Annotated in this window: 17 protein-coding genes; all 17 read left to right on the top strand. The window is 73.3% G+C overall.

Annotation, left to right across the window (positions count from 1 at the left end; genetic code table 11):
- Positions 1-402, top strand: a 402-nt coding sequence (locus tag Q9S36_RS50285) for a flagellin (RefSeq protein WP_311292229.1), incomplete at its 5' end; no start/stop codon positions are given.
- A gap of 119 nt (positions 403-521) precedes the next feature.
- Positions 522-1,853: a flagellar filament capping protein FliD gene (gene fliD, locus Q9S36_RS50280; RefSeq protein WP_311292228.1), complete on the top strand. Its 1,332-nt coding sequence runs from the start codon at positions 522-524 to the stop codon at positions 1,851-1,853.
- 13 nt (positions 1,854-1,866) lie between these two features.
- Positions 1,867-2,313 (top strand): flagellar export chaperone FliS, encoded by a 447-nt coding sequence (gene fliS, locus Q9S36_RS50275; RefSeq protein ID WP_311292227.1) that lies wholly within the window; start codon positions 1,867-1,869, stop codon positions 2,311-2,313.
- Positions 2,310-2,669, top strand: coding sequence for a hypothetical protein (locus Q9S36_RS50270; protein WP_311292225.1), 360 nt, complete (start codon positions 2,310-2,312; stop codon positions 2,667-2,669). Before fliS ends, Q9S36_RS50270 begins: the two co-directional genes overlap by 4 nt.
- 224 nt (positions 2,670-2,893) lie before the next feature.
- Entirely contained in the window at positions 2,894-3,253 is a 360-nt protein-coding gene (locus tag Q9S36_RS50265; protein WP_311292224.1) for a flagellar basal body protein, read from the top strand.
- Entirely contained in the window at positions 3,253-3,645 is a 393-nt protein-coding gene (locus Q9S36_RS50260) for a flagellar basal body rod C-terminal domain-containing protein (RefSeq protein ID WP_311292223.1), read from the top strand. The genes Q9S36_RS50265 and Q9S36_RS50260 overlap by 1 nt, the downstream gene beginning before the upstream one ends.
- On the top strand, positions 3,645-3,962 hold the full coding sequence (locus tag Q9S36_RS50255; RefSeq protein ID WP_311292222.1) for a flagellar hook-basal body complex protein FliE: 318 nt from the start codon (positions 3,645-3,647) through the stop codon (positions 3,960-3,962). The genes Q9S36_RS50260 and Q9S36_RS50255 overlap by 1 nt, the downstream gene beginning before the upstream one ends.
- Complete coding sequence (gene fliF / locus Q9S36_RS50250) at positions 3,959-5,536, top strand: flagellar basal-body MS-ring/collar protein FliF (protein ID WP_311292221.1); 1,578 nt, start codon at positions 3,959-3,961, stop codon at positions 5,534-5,536. Before Q9S36_RS50255 ends, fliF begins: the two co-directional genes overlap by 4 nt.
- On the top strand, positions 5,536-6,546 hold the full coding sequence (gene fliG, locus Q9S36_RS50245; RefSeq protein WP_311292220.1) for a flagellar motor switch protein FliG: 1,011 nt from the start codon (positions 5,536-5,538) through the stop codon (positions 6,544-6,546). Before fliF ends, fliG begins: the two co-directional genes overlap by 1 nt.
- Positions 6,530-7,111: a hypothetical protein gene (locus Q9S36_RS50240; protein WP_311292219.1), complete on the top strand. Its 582-nt coding sequence runs from the start codon at positions 6,530-6,532 to the stop codon at positions 7,109-7,111. The genes fliG and Q9S36_RS50240 overlap by 17 nt, the downstream gene beginning before the upstream one ends.
- Positions 7,108-8,409 (top strand): FliI/YscN family ATPase, encoded by a 1,302-nt coding sequence (locus tag Q9S36_RS50235; protein WP_311292218.1) that lies wholly within the window; start codon positions 7,108-7,110, stop codon positions 8,407-8,409. The genes Q9S36_RS50240 and Q9S36_RS50235 overlap by 4 nt, the downstream gene beginning before the upstream one ends.
- Positions 8,409-8,873 carry a flagellar FliJ family protein gene (locus Q9S36_RS50230; protein WP_311292217.1) on the top strand — a complete coding sequence of 155 codons (465 nt, stop codon included), beginning with the start codon at positions 8,409-8,411 and terminating at the stop codon, positions 8,871-8,873. Before Q9S36_RS50235 ends, Q9S36_RS50230 begins: the two co-directional genes overlap by 1 nt.
- Entirely contained in the window at positions 8,870-9,847 is a 978-nt protein-coding gene (locus Q9S36_RS50225; protein WP_311292216.1) for a transglycosylase SLT domain-containing protein, read from the top strand. The genes Q9S36_RS50230 and Q9S36_RS50225 overlap by 4 nt, the downstream gene beginning before the upstream one ends.
- Positions 9,844-11,214, top strand: coding sequence for a flagellar hook-length control protein FliK (locus Q9S36_RS50220; RefSeq protein WP_311292215.1), 1,371 nt, complete (start codon positions 9,844-9,846; stop codon positions 11,212-11,214). The genes Q9S36_RS50225 and Q9S36_RS50220 overlap by 4 nt, the downstream gene beginning before the upstream one ends.
- Positions 11,215-11,223: 9 nt before the next feature.
- Positions 11,224-11,718, top strand: coding sequence for a flagellar hook capping FlgD N-terminal domain-containing protein (locus Q9S36_RS50215; protein WP_311292214.1), 495 nt, complete (start codon positions 11,224-11,226; stop codon positions 11,716-11,718).
- Between the two features lie 24 nt (positions 11,719-11,742).
- Positions 11,743-12,582, top strand: a complete 840-nt coding sequence (locus Q9S36_RS50210; protein WP_311292213.1) for a flagellar hook-basal body complex protein — start codon at positions 11,743-11,745, stop codon at positions 12,580-12,582.
- A 165-nt stretch (positions 12,583-12,747) separates the two neighbouring features.
- Positions 12,748-13,899, top strand: a 1,152-nt coding sequence (locus Q9S36_RS50205; RefSeq protein WP_311292212.1) for a DUF222 domain-containing protein, incomplete at its 3' end; no start/stop codon positions are given.

Genomic DNA, 13,899 nt, shown 5'->3' with positions numbered 1-13,899 from the left:
ACGGGCAAGACCTTCCAGGTCGGCTACTCCAGCAGCGACACGATCACGGTGGCCGGAGCGTCGGCGCTGAAGGACTTCACCCCCGGGATCGACGCGTTGGACATCACCGAGGCGTACACCACTCCCGGCACGGGCGCCAGCAACAAGGTCCAGGCCCAGATCACCGCGGTGTCGACGCAGCGTGCGGAGCTCGGTGCGACGCAGAACCGGTTCGAGCACACCATCAACAACATCAACGTCGCGGTCGAGAACCTGTCGGCGTCGGAGTCGCGGATCCGTGACACCGACATGGCGCAGGAGATGATGAGCTTCACCCGCTCGCAGATCCTGTCCCAGGCCGGCACCGCGATGCTGGCGCAGGCCAACCAGGCCTCGCAGGGTGTCCTGTCCCTCCTCCGCTGATCGCGGCTGAGGAACCTCACACCCACCGGACGCCGGGTGGGTCGCGGTCACCGCGACCCATCCGGACCCCGTCCACGACGAGCAGCCCCCGGTAGGGGCGACCCAGGAGGGAGGAAGCGATGGCCACGGCCAGCATCAGCGGGCTCGGGAGCGGGCTCGACACCGCTTCCATCATCGAGCAGTTCATGCAGCTCGAGGCGGCGTCCCAGAACCGCCTGCGGTCGCGCCAGACCACGGAGCGGTCCGTGCTCTCGGCCCTGCAGTCGCTCAACACGAAGGTCGCCGCCCTCGCCACCCGCGCGGGCGACCTCCTGAAGCCGGGCGCCTTCAACGCGGTCACCGCCACCAGCTCCGAGACCAAGGTCGCGGTCAGCGCCACCACCACGGCGGCCCCGGGCTCCTTCTCGGTCCGCGTCGACCAGACGGCCGTCACCCACCGCATCGAGCTCGCCACGGCCACCGGCACCGCCACGGCCGGCACCGTGCCGACCCTGGTCCGCCTGGACCGCCTCGACGGGACCGGCCCGGTCGACCTCACGACGGACGGCACCCTCGGTGGCCTGGTGACCGCCATCAACGACCCCGCCAACGCCACCGGTCTGCGGGCCACCGCGGTCCGGGTGGGCACCGACCAGTTCCGGCTGGTCGTCGAGTCCGCGAGCACGGGCGCGGCGGGCGACTTCACGCTCACGAACGCTGCCGACGGTTCTGCCCTCCTCGGGGGCGCGACCGTGCGCCAGGGGCGGGACGCGCAGGTGACGGTCGGTGACTCGATCGTGGCGACCTCGTCGTCCAACACCTTCGCCGACCTCGTGCCGGGGGTGACGCTCACCCTCGCACCCGGCACCGCACCCGGCACCACCTCCGAGGTGGTGCTGGCCCGTGACCCGGCCGCCACGACGTCGGCGGTCAAGGGGCTCGTGGACGCCGTGAACTCGCTGCTCGCCGACATCGACACGCAGACCAAGACGAGCTCGACCGCGCGGGGAGTCCTGGCGGGCGACGCCGGGGTCCGGAGCATCCGGGACTCGATCCTCGCGAGCGTCTTCCCGACGAACGGGACCAGCCTGGCCGACCTGGGCATCCAGACCGACCGCTACGGCAAGGTCGTCCTCGACGAGGCCGCCTTCAAGAAGGCGTACGCGGCTGACCCGACGGCGGTCCAGGGCCGGCTCGGCGCCGCGGACACCGGCTTCGTCGCCCGGATCAAGGCGGCCGCCGACTCGGCGACCAACCGCGAGACCGGCACCCTCACCACGGCGATCACCGGCACCAACGCCGCGATCGAGCGCCTCGACGACAACATCGAGGCCTGGGACCTCCGGCTGGAGCTGCGACGGACCGCGCTCACCCGGCAGTTCACCGCCCTCGAGACGGCCCTCAGCCAGATGAACAGCCAGTCCTCCTGGCTGGCCGGCCAACTCTCCTCATTACCGACCTCGGGAAGCTAAGGACAGCACCCTCATGGCCTACACCACGCCCTTCTCCAGCCCCTACGCCGCGTCCTCCGCGACGACGTCGGGCACGCCCCTCGCCTACCTGCAGTCGTCGGTCGAGACCGCCAGCCCCAGCAAGTTGCTCGTCATGCTCTACGAGCGCCTGGTGCTCGACTGCCGCCGCGCGGTGGCGGCCCAGGAGGCCGGTGACCACGCGGTCGCCCACCACAACCTGCTGCACGCGCAGGACATCGTGGTGGAGCTGCAGTCGTCGCTCCGCCCGGGCGTCTGGGACGGCAGCGAGGGCCTGAACAGCATCTACTCGCACCTGACGGTGCAGCTCATCCAGGCCAACGTGCAGCGCGACGTCACCATCACCTCGCACTGCCTCGACCTGGTGGTCGGCCTGGCCGAGGCATGGCGAGAGGCGGCCGCCGAGGCTGCCCGCCCCGCCGACGCCGTCCGGTCGGCGTGAGCACCTCCCCGGCCGGCCCGGCCGGCCCGGCCTCCCCGACGCCCGGCGACGGTCTCGTCGCCGCGTGGGAGGAGGCCCTCGACGTCCTCGAGCGCAACGCCCGCGAGGCGGCTGCGCTGGCCACGGACCCGGCCCACGACGGCCCCGCGCTGACCGCGTGGACCCCGCCGACCCCCGGAGGCCCGGTGCCCGACGTCCTCGTGGACCGGGTGCGCGAGCTGCTGCAGCTCCAGGCCGCCGTCCGTGCCGAGCTCGACCGTGCCGTCCGCGAGAACCGCGCCGACCTCGCCGGACTCGAGCGCACCACCTCCGCGGCCCGCCCGCGCCGGGCGGCGTACGTCGACGTCTCGGCCTGAGGCGCGGCCCGGGCCAGGCCCGCGCACGGACCGGGTGGTCCGGGCATGGCCCGTTCGGGTGGTGCCGCCCCGGGACCACGGTCCCGAACGTGGCGCGCTCGTCAAGATCCACTCATCAATTCCTCAACAGGACGGCAACAGCGCCGATCCGACCCAGTGAGCACGGAACGCTCACCCCCTCCGCCGACGGACCGGCACTCGTTTTCCCCTCCAGGAGTGACTTCGTGTCCCTCGGCATGCCCGACGCCGTCTCGTCCGTGCTCGCCACGGCCCTCGACGGCCTGGCGACCCGGCAGACCGTCATCGCCGACAACATCGCCAACGTCGACACCCCCGGCTTCCGCGCCACCAGCGTCGACTTCGAGTCCTCGCTCGCCGCCGCGCTCCAGCGCGGTGCCATGTCGGTCAACGGCGTCGCCCCCACCGAGCGGCCGAGCAACGCGCCCGTCGGCGAGGACGGCAACAACGTCGACCTGCGCCAGGAGTCGCTGTCGGCCGTGCAGACGCAGTTCCAGTACCAGATGATGACGCGCGCCGTCTCCGAGCGCCACGCCCTCGTCGCGACCGCGGCAGGTGCGTTCTGATGGGCGCCTTCGACATGCTGCGCATCGCCAACAGCAGCCTCGGCATGCACCAGACCTGGCTCGACGCGCTCGCGCACAACATCGCGAACGCCAACACCGTCCGGGCGACCACCGAGGACGCCTTCCAGCAGCAGATGGTCGTGGCGAGCGCCCGTCCCGAGGGCGGCGTCGACGTCGCTGCCATCGAGCTCGGCGACGCCGAGGGCGTCCTCCAGTACGCCCCCGACCACCCGCTCGCGGACGCCGACGGCATGGTGCGCACGCCGGCCATGGACATGTCGGTCCAGATGACCTCCCTCGTCCAGGCGCAGCGCGGCTTCCAGGCCTCGGTCCAGGTCACCAAGACGGCGCAGGACTCCTACAACGCGGCACTCCAGATCGGACAGGGCTGATGAGCATCAACGGCATCGAGGCCATCGCCGGCTTCACCCCCCTCGCGGCACCCGTGGTGCAGGCGCCGGCGCCCGCGGCCCCCGCGGTCCAGGGCGCCGACTTCGGCAGCCTGGTGCTCGACGGCATCGAGCGCCTCGAGGGCCTGCAGGACTCCGCTGACGGGCTCGCCGTCCGCGCGGCCACCGGCACCCTGCCCAACATCCACGACTACACGCTGGCCGCGGCCGAGGCCGAGACGGCCACCAAGTTGACCGTCGCCGTGCGCAACAAGGCCATCGAGGCGTTCAGCGAGATCATGCGGATGCAGGTCGGATGAGGACCGGGATCACGCAGGTCCTGGAGCGCTACCGCCGCTCCTTCGCCCTCTTCAGCCCCGGCCAGAAGGTCGTCGCGGTCGTCGGCACCGGCGCCCTCCTGCTGGCCGCCTTCATGGTGTTCCGCTGGGCCTCGGCGCCGTCGTACTCGCCGCTCTACTCGAACCTGTCGGCCGAGGACGCCTCCGCCGTGGTCGAGCAGCTCGACGCCGACGGCGTCCCCTACGAGATCGGCGGTGGTGGCGGCACCATCTCGGTGCCGCGCGACCAGGTCTACTCCACGCGCATCGCCCTCAGCGGCGAGGGCATCCCGTCCGGCAGCAGCGACGGCGGCTACGCGCTGCTCGACGGCCAGGACATCTCCACCTCGCAGTTCAAGGAGCAGACCGACTTCAAGCGCGCGATGGAGGGCGAGCTCGCCGCGACCATCGAGGCCATCGACGGCGTCGAGACCGCCGTGGTCCACCTCGCCCTGCCGCCCAAGCAGGTCTTCGCCGAGGAGCAGGACCCCGCCACGGCGTCGGTCCTCGTGGACACCCGCGGCGCGACGCTGGACCCCGACCAGGTCATGGCCGTGGTCAACCTCGTCGCCTCCAGCATCGACGGCCTCGACCCCGCGAAGGTGACCGTCGCCGACTCCACCGGCCGCGTGCTCTCCGAGAACGACGAGTCCGGCACCGGCATGAGCAGCAGCCGCAACCGCCAGGTCGAGGACTACCAGGACCAGCTCAGCACCAAGGCGCAGTCGATGCTCGACCGCATCTACGGCCCCGGCAAGTCCTCGGTGCAGGTCACCGCCGTGCTCGACTTCGACAAGGTCGTGCGCGAGACCACCACCTACGGCAAGCGCAAGGCCCCGGTCCTCGCCGAGTCGAAGCAGAGCGAGTCCTACGCCGGCGGTGCCGGCGGCGCGACGCCCGGTGGCGTGGTCGGCCCCGACGCCCAGCTCGAGAACGGCGGCACCGGGGGCGACGGCAGCTACGGCAACACCGCGACGGTCCGTGAGAACGGCGTCGACAAGGTGGTCGAGCAGTCGGAGAACGCGCCGGGCTCGGTGGAGTCCCTCCACGCCGCGGTCGTCGTCGACACCAACTCCGAGGTGACCGTCGACATCACCGAGATCAACGACCTGGTGTCCTCCGCGATCGGCCTCAACCCCGACCGCGGCGACACCATCGAGACCTCCTCGGTCCCCTTCGACACCTCCCTCGCCGAGGCAGACGCCGCCGCCCTCGAGGCGGCCCGGGCGGCCGAGGCCGCGGAGGCGCGCAACCGGTGGATCCGCAACGGCGCCCTCGGCGGGCTCGTGCTGCTGCTCGTCGGCCTGGCCTGGCGGCGATCGCGCAAGCACGCCAAGGCACGCCAGGACGCGACGTCGTACGTCGTGGAGCAGCTCCGCATGGAGCAGGCCGAGCGGACCGCGCTGCACGCCCCCGACGAGGCCGCGACGGCACTGGCGCTCGAGCCGGTCGACACCAAGTCCGACGAGATGTACGACGAGCTGGTGGCCCTCGTGGAGCGCCAGCCTGATGAGGTCGCCTCGCTGCTGCGCGGCTGGCTGGTGGAGCGTCCCTGATGGCCGTGATGACAGGGCTCGGAGCCCGCAAGGCCGCGATCGTGCTGGTGCGGCTCGGCAAGGAGCGCGCCGCGACCGTGCTCGAGCACATGACCGACGAGGAGATCGAGGCGATCTCCGCCGAGGTCGCCACGCTCAACGGCGTCGAGGCCGGCGAGGCCAACGAGGTGATCAACGAGTTCGGCAGCCTGCTCACCGCCCGCCAGCACATGCTGCAGGGCGGCATGGACCTCGCTCGCGACCTGCTGCAGCGCACGCTCGGCGACGACCGCGCCGAGGAGGCGATGCAGCGACTGACCGCCATGGCGATCCAGCTGCCCTTCCAGTTCCTCCAGCGTGCCGACCCGACCCAGCTGCGCTCGTTCATCCACGAGGAGCACCCACAGGTGATCGCGCTCGTGCTGGCCCACATGTCGGCCGAGAAGGCGTCGCTGGTGCTCTCCGGGCTGTCCTCGGAGCTGCAGGCCGACGTCGCCCACCGCATCGCGGTGATGGGTCGCGCCAACCCCGAGACGGTGCGGATCGTCGAGGGCGTGCTGGAGCGCCGGTTGTCCTCCGTGCTGCAGCCCGCCGACTCCTCGCGCGTCGGTGGCGTGGGACCCCTCGTCAACATCATCAACCGCGCCGACCGCTCGACCGAGCGGCAGATCGTCGAGGGCCTCGAGTCGCTCGACTCCGGGCTCGCCGAGGAGGTGCGCAGCCGGATGTTCATGTTCGAGGACATCGTCGGGCTGTCCGACCGCGACGTGCAGCAGGTGCTGCGCCAGGTCGACACCGCCGAGCTCGCGCTCGCCCTCAAGGGCGTCTCGGAGCAGGTGCGCGACAAGATCACGGGCAACCTCTCCGAGCGTGCCGCGGAGAACGTGCTGGAGGAGGTCGAGATCCTCGGCCCCGTCCGCCTCACCCAGGTCGAGGAGGCCCAGCAGGCCGTCATCCGCACCATCCGCGGGCTCGAGGAGCGTGGCGAGATCGTCGTGCGCAGGGGAGGCGAAGATGAGTTCGTCGACTGAGCTGCGTCCGCTCGCGGCGGTCCGGCTGCCGGAGCTGCGTGCCGTCGAGACCACCCGCGAGACCGCGCGCGCCCAGGGGTACGCCGTCGGCTGGGCGCAGGGACGGCGGGAGGCCGAGGCCGCCGTGCGCGCCGAGGTCGACGAGCTGGCCCGCACCGCTGCCCTCCGCGAGGAGCAGTGCCGGGCCGAGCAGGCCGCAGCCGCGACCGCGCTGCGGACCGCCACTGTCGCGGCGCACGAGCTGCTCGTCGCCGCCTGCGAGCGGGTCGACGAGCAGGCGGGCGCCCTCGCGCTCGAGCTCACCCGGACCCTCCTGGGCGCCCTCGACCCCGACGTCGCGCACGTCCTCGAGCGCGTCCGCGGCCTGATGCCGGCCCACGCCGTCGGCTCGGTGCGGCTCCACCCGGAGGTCGCAGCCGTCGCCGGCGACCTCGCCGACCTCGGCGTCCTCGTCGTCGCCGACCCCTCCCTGGGCCGCGCCGACGCCGTCGCGCAGGCCGACGACCACGTCGTCGACCTCCGCGTCGACGAGGCGCTCGCCCGGCTCGCGGAGGTGCTCGCATGAGCACCCTGACCGCCGACGTGCGTGCCCGCGCCCTCGAGGCCGTCTCGCCCCTCCGCCTCGGCCAGGTCGCCGAGCTGCTCGGCCTGCAGGTCCGCGTCAGCGGCCTCGCGGCCGCCGTGGGCGACCTGGTCGCCGTCGAGGGCGAGACCCGGGTGCTCGCCGAGGTGGCCGCCAGCGGTCCCGCCGGCCTCACCTGCCTCCCGCTCGGCGACACGACCGGCCTGCGGGTCGGCGACGTCGTACGACACACGGGCGGGCCGCTGCGCATCCCCGTCGGCGAGGCCCTGCGCGGTCGCGTGCTGGACGGCCTCGGCCGCCCCGTCGACGGTGGACCGCCCCTGGACCACCTGCCTCTTGTCGGGGTCAACCACACCGCCCCCGCCGCCTTGAGCCGACCCCGCATCGACCACCAGCTCGGCCTCGGCGTCCGGGCGCTGGACAGCCTCACCCCGTGCGGCCGCGGCCAGCGCATCGGCATCATGGCCGGCTCCGGCGTCGGCAAGTCGAGCCTGCTCTCCATGGTCGCGCGCGGCACCGACGCCGAGGTCTCGGTCATCGCGCTCGTGGGCGAGCGTGGTCGCGAGGTCCGCGAGTTCATCGAGAACGACCTCGGTCCCGAGGGCCTGGCGCGTTCGGTCGTCGTCGTGGCCACCTCCGACGCACCGCCCGTCGAGCGCCTCCGCGCCGCCGGCGTCGCCACCCGGATCGCGGAGTTCTTCCGCGACAGCGGGCGCCACGTCGTGCTGATGATGGACAGCCTCACCCGCGTCGCGATGGCGCAGCGCGAGATCGGCCTCTCCGCCGGGGAGCCGCCGGCCACGCGCGGCTACCCGCCGAGCGTCTTCACCCTCATGCCGCAGCTCCTCGAGCGCGCCGGCACCTCCGCCACGGGCAGCATCACCGGCCTCTACACGGTGCTCGTCGAGGGCGACGACATGCAGGACCCGATCGGCGACACCGCACGGTCGATCCTCGACGGGCACGTCGTGCTCTCCCGCCGGCTCGCCACCGCGGGTCACTTCCCCAGCATCGACGTGCTGGAGTCGATCTCCCGCGTCACCCGCGCCGTCACCGACCCCGACCAGCGTGCCGACGCCACCCGGCTGCGCCGCCTGCTCGCGGCCCACCGGTCCGTCCGCGAGCTGGTCGAGATCGGCGCGTACGTCGCCGGGGCGGACCCCGACGCCGACGTCGCGCTCGCCCGCATGCCCGCGATCGACGCCTTCCTCCGCCAGGACATGGACGACAGCACGTCCCTGACCGACACCTGGCAGGCACTCAAGGAGCTGGTGGCCTGATGGCCCGCACACCCGACCACGACCCCGACGCCGGCATGCGTGCCGTCGCGCGCGTGCGCGGCGTCCGCGAGCAGGACAGCCGCCTCGGCCTGACCCGCGCCGCCGCCGACCAGCGTGAGGCCGGCCGCCGCCTCGACGCGGTGGCCGACCGGCTCGCCACCGCGACCGACCCCGCCGCCGTCGACCCGGCCGGCTTCGCCATCGGCCGTCTGGCCGCGGCCGGCATCGCCGTCGACCTGATCGCCTCCCAGCGTGCGCTCGCGACGGCCACCACCGTCACCACGGTGGCGCGCGAGCACTGGCAGCGCGACCACACCCGCCTCGCCGCCGTCGAGCTGCTGCTCGAGCGCCGCGCCGAGGACCGCCGCGCCGAGCGCCTGCGCCGCGAGCGCGTCGAGGTCGACGACCTCGTCTCCGCCCGCTGGCTGCGCGCCCGGCGCACGCCCGAGGAAGGTGCTCGATGAGCATCAGCGACGTCACCGCCCGGATCTCCCAGATCCAGGCCCAGCTCGCCCTGCTGCCCGGTACGTCCCCGACGTACTCGTCGAGCGTGGCCGCCACCGGTTTCGACACCGTCCTGTCGCGCACCAGCGCGACGGCCGGCACCACGACCACCGGCGGCACCGGCGCCGTGACCGGCGACGACGTCGTCTCGAAGGCCAAGGAGATGCTCGGCCTGCCCTACGTGTGGGGTGGCACCGACCCGGAGCGCGGTGTCGACTGCTCCGGCCTGGTGCAGTCGGTCTACAAGTCGTTCGGCATCGAGCTGCCGCGCCTCTCGGCCGACCAGGCCCGTTCGGGCCGTCCGGTCGCCAGCATGAACGACGTACGCCCCGGCGACCTCATCGCGTGGGACAACTCGAGCCGCAACAACGGCGCCGACCACATCGCCATCTACGTCGGCAACGGCCAGATGATCGAGGCGCCCCGCCCCGGCGGCAAGGTGCAGCTGGTCCCGGTGACCACCCCGCCCGACTACATCCGCCGGGTGCTGCCCGACGCGAGCACCACCACCACGGTGTCGGCCACCGCGCCGACCTCGGCGCGGACGGTCCCCGCCGGGACGCCGTACGCCGACCTGTTCCAGCAGGCGGCGAGCTCCTACGGGCTCGACCCGGCCCTGCTGGTCGCGGTCGCCCGCCAGGAGTCGGGCTTCGACCCGCAGGCGGTCAGCCCGGCCGGTGCCCAGGGCCTGATGCAGCTGATGCCCGGCACGGCGCAGGGCCTCGGCGTCGCCAACCCGTTCGACCCCGCCCAGGCCATCGGCGGCGCAGCCCAGCTGCTCGACAGCCTGCTCGGCCGCTTCGGCTCGACCGAGCTGGCGCTGGCGGCCTACAACGCCGGCCCCGGTGCGGTCCTGCGCTACGACGGCGTGCCGCCCTACCCCGAGACGCAGAACTACGTCACCTCGATCATGTCGCACCTGGAGTCCGCATGAGCATCACTCCGATCGCCCCGGCCCTCCCGACCCCGTTCGCGGACGCCGCGTCCGGCGAGGGCGGTCCGGCCTCCGGCGGCTTCGCGGCGCTGGTGGCCGGCCTGCTGGCCGGTGCCCCGGCGCCCGCCGCCGCACCACCCGCTGTTCCCGCGACCGGCGGTGGCGCCGCGTCGGGTGCTCCCGCCGGCGCCCCCGACGCGGCCGCGGACGGGTCGGTGGAGGAGGTCGCCGAGCCGCAGGTCGGCGACAAGCCGAGCGGCGAGCACTCCATGGTGGCGCCCGAGGGCGACGACGATCCCGGCCTGAGCCTCAAGGCCGACGTCCTGCCCAGCCTCCCGCTCGGGTGGCAGCCACCCGTCGCGCCGACCCCCGTCGGCGAGGCCCCCGCTGTCGGCCCCCGGCCCGCCGACCCGGTCGCGGGCGTCGCCCCGGCGGCCGCCACGGCCACCGCGAGCACCACGACCGCCACGTTCCCGGCGACCACCACGGTCCCGGCGACCGGCACGACCAGCACCGGGACCGACCCGGCAGTGGCGCCGGCGTCGGACCCGGCGCAGGCGCCGGCTCCCGCAGGCGTCGAGCGCAGCGAGACCGGGGCCGCCGCAGCCACCGGCTCGGGCGGCTCGACCACGGCGACGACCACACCGGCGACGAGCCCCGAGGCAGGCGCCCAGGGGTCCGGCCCGCAGGCGTCAGCCCCGTCCGCCTCGTCCGCGCAGGCCGCGCCGTCCACCCCGCCGTCCGCTCCGGCACCGCCCACGGTGGCCGTCACGGCCGCGACCGTCCCGACGGCGCCCGCGGTGCCGGCCGACGCACCCGCTGCGGCCAGCCCGGCCTCGCCGGTGGCGCAGGTCGTCCCGGAGGTGAGCAGGCTGGTCTCGCGCGGCAACGGCGTGCACCGCCTGACCATGAAGCTCCAGCCCGAGGCACTGGGCGAGGTGCGGGTGACGCTGACCGTCCGTGACGGAGCGGTGCAGGTGCAGCTCACGGGTGGCGACGACGCGGCCCGCGCCCTCGCGGAGGGTGCGCCGGAGCTGCGGCGTGTGCTCGAGCTCGCCGGAGCCGGTGAGGCGCGTGTGGTCGTGCGCGACCTCGCCGGGCAGCAGGCCACCGCACCGACCCCCTCGCAGGCCGGGACCCAGACCGGGCCCCAGGCGGGGGCGCACCACGGCCAGGACACGTCGTACGGCGCCCAGGGCGGCGCCGGCGGCGACGCACCCGCGACCGGCGGGCACGCAGGACAGCAGGACCAGCACGCACGGACGCGTGGTGGAGCAGGAGCCACGGACGGCCTCACCGACGGAGCGACCGTGCTCCGTCCAGACCCGGTCACCGCTGCCCCCCAGGGCATCGACCTGACCATGTGAGGAGGGATCGTGACGATCTCCGCGAACGAGGCGGTGACCAGCGCGACCACCGCGTTCCCGATGGGGGCGGCGACCGCGTCGGCGACCTCGGAGGACAAGCAGATGTTCCTGGAGCTGATGGTTGCCCAGCTCCGCTACCAGGACCCGCTCAACCCGGCCGACTCCGGCGAGTTCCTCGCCCAGTCGGCGCAGTTCACCGCGCTGGAGAAGATGCAGGACGTCTCCGACCGCGTCGGTGCGCTGCTGGGCTCGCAGATGGCGTTCGGCGCCGGCGCGATGGTCGGCCAGCAGGTGTCGTGGGTCGACGCCGACGGCGTGACCACGCACAGCGGCACGATCGCCGGCGTCACCTTCGGCGCCGAGGGACCGGTCTTCGACATCGACGGCACGCAGGTCCCCCTCGCGCAGCTCCTCTCCGTCGGCACCACGACGCCCCCGGCGTCGGGCACCGACACCCCGACCACCGACCCGACCCCCGACTCCACCGACTCCACCACGGCCTGAGGCCGTCCCCGAAAGGAACCCACCATGCTCCGCTCGCTCTTCTCCGGCATCAGCGGCCTCCGCGCCAACCAGACCATGCTCGACGTGACCGGCAACAACATCGCCAACGCCAACACCGTCGGCTTCAAGGCCAACACCACCGTCTTCCAGGACACCCTCAGCCAGGTCATGCGCGGCGCCACGGCCGGTGACGCCGCCACCGGCGGGACCAACCCGGTCCAGGTCGGCCTGGGCGTCCAGGTCGCGGCCACTCGCGGCAACTTCAACCAGGGCTCGGCCCAGGCGACGGGCGGCACCACGGACCTGATGATCCAGGGCGACGGGATGTTCGTCCTCGGCTCGGGCGACGAGCGCGTCTACACCCGCGCCGGCGCCTTCAGCTGGGACACGCAGGGCAACCTGGTCGCCCCCAGCGGCAAGAAGGTGCAGGGCTACGCCCCCGGTGACGCCGGCGGCACCCTGATCGACGTGAACCTCAAGGCGCTGGAGGGCACCCTGCCCGCCGGCGTGGAGATGACGTCGTACTCCATCGGCAGCGACGGGATCGTGCGCGGCACCTTCTCCGACGACGTGCAGCGCGAGATCGCCACCGTCGCGGTCGCCAACTTCACCAACGTCGCCGGCCTCGAGCGCGTCGGTGAGACCGCCTTCCGCGCCAGCGCCAACTCCGGTGCCGCCGAGCTCGGCGTCGCCGGCCAGGGCAGCCGTGGCGACCTGATGGCCGGCACGCTCGAGATGTCGAACGTCGACCTGTCCGCCGAGTTCACCAACCTGATCCTCGCCCAGCGCGGGTTCCAGGCCAGCTCCCGCGTCATCACCACCTCGGACCAGGTGCTCGAGGAGCTCGTCAACATCAAGCGCTGATCCCGGTCTCGTTCGCCTCGGCCCCGGCAGTCCCGCGACTGCCGGGGCCGAGGCGTTGCCGTCTGCTGCCGGTCGATGAGGGACGGAGTCCCGGCACGAGACCCCCTCCACAGACCGGTTTCGGGCCGGGGTCGAGTGTCGGTGGCTTGCTCTAGTGTCGAACACATGATCGAAGCGCTGGAGCGGGAGGCCGGGAGGGTCGCAGACGACCTCTCGGCGTCTGGCCTGCTCGCTTCGATCCGGACCTCGCGGCAGATCGAGCACGCCGAAGCGGCGCGCCAGCTCGACCTCGCGGCCCGCTGGGCGGACCTGCACCCTCCGGAGTCGATCCACCACGCGGCCACGTTCGCGACTCCGGGGTGTGAGCACGAGGAACCCATCGCAGGTGTGGGTGCCCCGCTGGTGGCGGAGTTCTGCATCCCCGAGCTCGGCGCGGTGCTCGGCATCTCGTCGACGGCGGCGAAGAAGCTCATCGGCCACGCCCTGGAGTTGCGGCACCGCCTGCCCCGCGTGTGGGCGCAGGTCCAGTCCGGGCTGGTGCCGGCCTGGCAGGCCAGGATGGTCGCGGAGACCACCATCCACACTGTCCCCGCGCTGACGGTCGAGGCGGCGGGGTTCGTGGACGCCCAGGTCGCCGCCGTGGCCGGGCGGGTGGGTCCGGCGCAGCTGGACCGGCTGGTCGCGGAGGCGATCAAGCGGTACGACCTCGCCACCGACGACCCGGCCAAGGATCCGGAGGACGGCCACCTGCACGTGGACCCTCGGCACGTGACGATCAACGACGAGGACGTGCACTTCGCCGGCACGATGCGGGTCGAGGCCGAGGTCGACATCGCGGATGCTCTCGACCTGGGTCATGCCGTGTCGCGGGGTGCTGCGGCGCTGAAGGCCCTCGGTTCGACCGAGTCGCTCGACGTGCGCCGGGCCAAGGCGCTCGGTGGCCTGGCCCGCACCCAGACCGCCCTGGACCTCTCAGCCGACACCGCCACGGAACCCGACACGGCCACCGACACGGCCACCGACACCGAACGGGACACCGCCGACCTGCCGCCGGCGCGTGAGGTCGTGGTCCACGCCCACTTCGCCGCCGCGTCGGTGGGCGAGGCCACGGTGTTCGGTCCGACCGGCCGGATCGAGGAGGGCCAGCGCCTCGTCCTACTCGACCAGGTCAAGGCCTGGTGCGCCGACACCCGGACCAAGGTCACCATCAAGCCGGTCATCGACCTCAACACCGAGCTCGCTGCGTCGGGCTATGAGATCCCGAACCGCATCCGGGAGCAGGTGATGCTCCGCGACCGCACCTGCGTGTTCCCGTGG

The sequence above is a fragment of the Microbacterium sp. ARD31 genome, assembly GCF_031844425.1.
The sequence above is the reverse complement of the archived record's forward strand: the minus strand, read 5'-3'. Positions and strand labels throughout refer to the sequence as shown.